Annotated in this window: 2 protein-coding genes; both read left to right on the plus strand. The window is 71.4% G+C overall.

Annotation, left to right across the window (positions count from 1 at the left end; all coding sequences use genetic code 11):
* Positions 1-1,155, plus strand: a 1,155-nt coding sequence (locus tag ACIPPS_RS32480; RefSeq protein ID WP_401439730.1) for a beta-ketoacyl reductase, incomplete at its 5' end; no start/stop codon positions are given.
* 67 nt (positions 1,156-1,222) lie between these two features.
* On the plus strand, positions 1,223-5,138 hold a 3,916-nt coding region (locus ACIPPS_RS32485), incomplete at its 3' end, for a type I polyketide synthase (RefSeq protein ID WP_401439732.1).

Consider the following 5,138-nt stretch of genomic DNA (forward strand, 5'->3'; position numbering starts at 1 on the left):
ACCATCACCGCCCTCGACACCACCGACCGAACCGCCCTCACCACCACCCTCAACACCATCCCCACCGACCACCCCCTCACCACCGTCATCCACGCCGAGGATGTCGTGGTCAGGGGCGACGGTCGGCCGGAGCGGCTCGACGCGGCACGCCACCTCCATGAGCTGACCCGCGAGGTGGGCACCGTGTCCGCGTTCGTGCTCCTCTCCACCCTCGCCGGTAGCGCCGGCGGATTCAGCCACGGGCTCGCCCACGGCTATCTGGAAGCACTCGCCGAGCTCCGCGCCGCGCAGGGCCTGCCCGCGACCTCCATCGCCTGGGGCCCGTGGGAGACCACCCACACGTCCGACATCGGCGCCACGGCCGAGGGCTCCGACGGCCCGGGGGCAGCCCCCGGCTTCCGCCCGGTGTCGGAGGAGGAGGGTACGGTCCTGTTCGAGGCCGCTCTCCGCGCTGGGCGCACAGCCGTGGTGGCCGCCCCGCTGGACCTGGCTGCCGTACGCGGCCGGAGCCGGACGCCCGAGCTGCTGCGCGGGCTCGTCCCCGGCTCGGGGCACCGGCGTCGTCACGCCGCGCAGGCGGGAGCGGCCGCGGGTGACGGCGGCCCGGGTGCCCTGGCCCAGCGCCTGGCCCGGCTCTCCGACGAGGAGCGTCAGGCCCATGTGCTGGCAGCGGTACGCGCGGAGGTGGCGTTCGTCCTCGGACACGCCGACAGCTCGGCGATCGAGCCGGATCGGGCGTTCCAGGAGCTGGGCTTCGACTCGCTGACCGCGGTCGAGCTCCGCAACCGCCTCAACGCGATGGCGGGGACCGGGCTGCCGGCGACGCTCGTCTTCGACCACCCGACCCCGGCCGCACTCGCCGACTACGTACTGAAGCGTGTCGCACCCGACGACGCGGCCCAGCAGCCGGTCCTCGCGGAGCTGGCGCGGCTGGAGGCTGCGGTCATCGGGCTCTCGGCACCTTCGTGGGGCGACCTGGACCAGGCTGCCATCGCCGTACGGCTGCAAACCCTCCTGGCGAAGGTCCAGGAGACGCAGGACGCGGCCGGTGGAACGGAAGCGGAGGGCGCGGAAGACGCGGAGAGCCGGATCGCCTCGGCGACCGCGGACGAGATCTTCGCCCTCATCGACTCTGAATTCGGTACCTCGCAGTGATCACCCTCATCGCGCGACGGCGCACCCCTCTCGACTCTCGACCCTCCAAGGAGAACTGAGGCTCCGCATGTCCACTCCCAATGAAGAGAAGATGCTCGAGTACCTCAAGAGGGTGACCGCCGATCTGCAGAAAGCGCGTCAGCGGGTCACGGAACTTGAGACGGGCAAGGAGGAGCCGGTCGCGATCGTCGGCATGGCCTGCCGCTTTCCGGGCGGGGTGTCCTCGCCCGACGGCCTGTGGCAGCTCGTCGTCGACCAGGTCGACGCCATCACGGAACTGCCCACCAACCGTGGCTGGGACGTCGAGAAGCTGTACGACCCGGACCCCGACAAGCCCGGTACGTCGTACAGCCGCGAGGCCGGGTTCCTCGACGGGGCCGACCTGTTCGACGCCGGCTTCTTCGGGATCTCGCCGCGCGAGGCCCTCGCGATGGACCCGCAGCAGCGACTGTTGCTCGAGACCGCGTGGGAGACCCTGGAGAACGCGGGCATCGACCCCGACACCCTCAGGGGCAGTCGTACGGGTGTCTTCGCGGGAGTGGTGGAGCAGAGCTACCTCGGGCTCGACGGGCCCGAGGAGTTCGAGGGCTACCTCATGACCAGCAAGCTCGGCAGCGTGGCCTCCGGCCGGGTCTCGTACTCGTTCGGTTTCGAGGGGCCGGCGGTGTCGATCGACACGGCGTGCTCGTCGTCGCTGGTGGCCATGCACCTGGCCGTGCAGTCGATCCGGCAGGGCGAGTCGACCCTCGCCCTGGCGGGCGGTGTGACCGTGTCCGGGTCACCGTCCGGCCTGGTCGACTTCGCGCGGCAGCGCGGTCTCGCCGCCGACGGCCGCTGCAAGTCCTTCGCAGCCGCGGCCGACGGAACCAGCTGGTCGGAGGGTGTCGGCCTCGTCCTGCTGGAGCGGTTGTCGGACGCGCGGAAGAACGGCCACAAGGTCCTCGCGGTCGTACGCGGTTCGGCGGTGAACCAGGACGGCGCGTCGAACGGCCTGACCGCACCCAACGGCCCGTCCCAGGAACGCGTCATCCGCCAGGCCCTGGCCAACGCGCGGCTGACCGTGGCTGACGTGGATGTCGTCGAGGCCCACGGCACGGGCACCCGCCTGGGAGACCCCATCGAGGCGCAGGCGCTGCTGGCGACGTACGGCCAGGGGCGGCCGGACGGCCGCCCGCTGTACCTGGGGTCGCTGAAGTCCAACATCGGTCACTCCGTCGCAGCCGCCGGTGTCGGTGGTGTGATCAAGATGGTGCAGGCGATGCGCCACGGCATGCTGCCGAAGACGCTGCACGTGGATGAGCCGACTCCGTTCGTGGAGTGGGAGTCCGGCGCCGTCGAGCTCCTGACGGAGGCCAGGCCGTGGCCGCAGGACGGTGGCCCGCGCCGGGCCGGCGTCTCGGCGTTCGGCGTCAGCGGCACGAACGCGCACGTCATCATCGAGGAGGTCGCCGAGGAGACGACCGCCCCGGCTTCCGAACCGGCGATTCCGGTACCGGTCGTCCCCTGGACCCTGTCGGCCAAGACCCCCGCAGCACTGGAGGCCCAGGCCGCCCGACTCCTCACCCACACCGAGACCACGGACCCGGCGCCCGTGGACGTCGCCTGGACCCTGGCCACCGGACGGGCTCTCCTGGACCACCGCGCCGTGATCCTCGGCCGCGACCGCGACCAGCTCGTCACGGGCCTACGCGCCCTGGCCACGGGAGCCTCCGCACCGGGCGTCGTACGAGGAACGCGTACCGGCGGGAAGACCGCTTTCGTCTTCACCGGTCAGGGCGCGCAGCGCATCAACATGGGCCTGGAACTGTACGGGGCGTTCCCGGCGTACGCCTCCGCCTTCGACGAGGTCACCGCCGCACTCGACCCCCACCTCGACCGACCACTACGCGACGTCATCGCCTCCGGCGCAGGCCTGGACGACACCGGCTGGACCCAGCCCGCACTCTTCGCCACCGAAGTCGCCCTGTATCGACTTGTCTCCTCCTGGGGCATCACCGCTGACATCGTGGCAGGCCATTCCATCGGCGAACTCACCGCCGCCCACATCGCCGGCATCCTCACCTTGGAGGATGCGGCCCGCCTCGTCGCGGCACGAGCCCGCCTCATGCAGGCCCTCCCTGTCGGCGGAGCCATGACCGCCCTCCAGGCCACCGAAGCGGACATCACACCCCTGCTGAACGACAGGGTCGCGATAGCCGCCATCAACAGCCCCACCTCCCTGGTCATCTCAGGCGACGAAGAAGCCGTCGTCGACATCGCTGCGACGATGGAACAGCAGGGCAGGAAGACAAAGCGGCTCACCGTCTCCCACGCCTTCCACTCCCCCCACATCGACCCCATGCTCGACGAGTTCCGCGCGGTCGCAGCCCAGCTGACGTACCAGGCACCCACCATCCCGGTGGTCTCCACCCTCACCGGTCGACCGGCAACAGGCGACGACCTGCGCACCGCCCAGTACTGGACCGACCAGGTCCGCGGAGCCGTCCGCTTCGCCGACGCCACCACCAGCCTCAACGACCTCGGCATCAGCACCGTCGTCGAGGCGGGACCCGACGGCGTCCTCACCGCCATGATCCAGAACACCACCGACACCCTCACCCCCATCCCCCTCCTCCGCCGCGACCGCCCCGAACCCGACACCCTCCTCGCGGCAGTCGCCCACCTCCACACCCACACCACCACCCCGGTCGACTGGCAGACCTACCTCCAAGGCACCGGCGCCAAGCACACCGACCTCCCCACCTACGCCTTCCAACACCAGCGCTACTGGCTCGAGTCGGCCCACGCCACAGCCGACGCGGCCGGCCTCGGCCTCACCGACACAAGCCACCCCCTCCTCGGCGCAGCCATGCCCCTGGCCGACCGCGACGAACACATCTTCACCGCCCGCCTCTCCCACCACACCCACCCCTGGCTCGCCGACCACACCATCGACGGCACCGCCGTCCTCTCCGGTGCGGCCCTGGTCGAGCTGGCCATCCGGGCCGGCGACGAGTTCGCGGCCGGCGCCCTCGACGAACTCGAACTGGCGGCGCCCCTCGCCATCCCGTCCCACGGCGGCGTCCAGCTCCAGGTCCGCGTCGGCACCGCCGACGCGACGAGTCGGCGTTCCCTGACCGTCCACGCGCGGCCCGACACCACCACCGACGCCCCCTGGGCCCTTCACGCGCAGGGCAACATCACTGCCGGGGGCAGCAGCTTCGGCGCCGCGACCGCGCGGCCGGGCGACGAGGAGGCCGGTGTCGAGGTGGCCCTTCCGCAGGAGCGCGTGGGTGACGCGCTCCGATTCGGTCTGCACCCGACGCTGCTGGACGCGGCTCTCGCCCACCACGGACTGCCCGAGCGGGACGGACACGTGTGGACCCCCGCCACCTGGCGAGGCGTACGCCTGCACGCCACCGGCGCCACAGCCGTACAAGCCCACCTCACCCCCACCACAGCGGACGCGGACGGCACCACCTTCACCGTCCTGCTCACCGACCAGACCGGCCAGCCCGTCCTGACTGTCGACTCCCTCACCTACCAAGCCACGCCCAGGGAGAAGTTCAGCAGTACGCAGGCACGGCACCTCGACGCCCTCTTCCAGGTCGACTGGCTCCCGACGGTCCTCCCGCAGCCGGCGACGCCCACCCCGTGGGCTGTCCTCAGCTGCGAGGACGACATCCCCCAGCAGCGCGCCTATGCACGCGCCGAGCAGTACGCGGACATCACGGCCGTCGCCAAGGCAGTCGAGTCCGGCACGCACCTCGACGCCGTACTCCTCCCCTTCTCCCCAGCCACCTTCGGATCCGCATCCGCATCCGCATCCGCATCCGACGCGAACGACGCGAACAGCGCGGACCACCCGGACGTCGTCGCGGCCACCCACCACACCGCGCAACGGGCCTTGGCTCTGGTGCAGGAGTGGTTGGCGGACGAGCGTCTGACCCGCACCCGCCTCGTCGTCCTCACCCACGGCGCCGTCACCACACCCACCACACCCC

It is taken from the genome of Streptomyces sp. NPDC090127 (assembly GCF_044746945.1).
GTDB lineage: Bacteria > Actinomycetota > Actinomycetes > Streptomycetales > Streptomycetaceae > Streptomyces.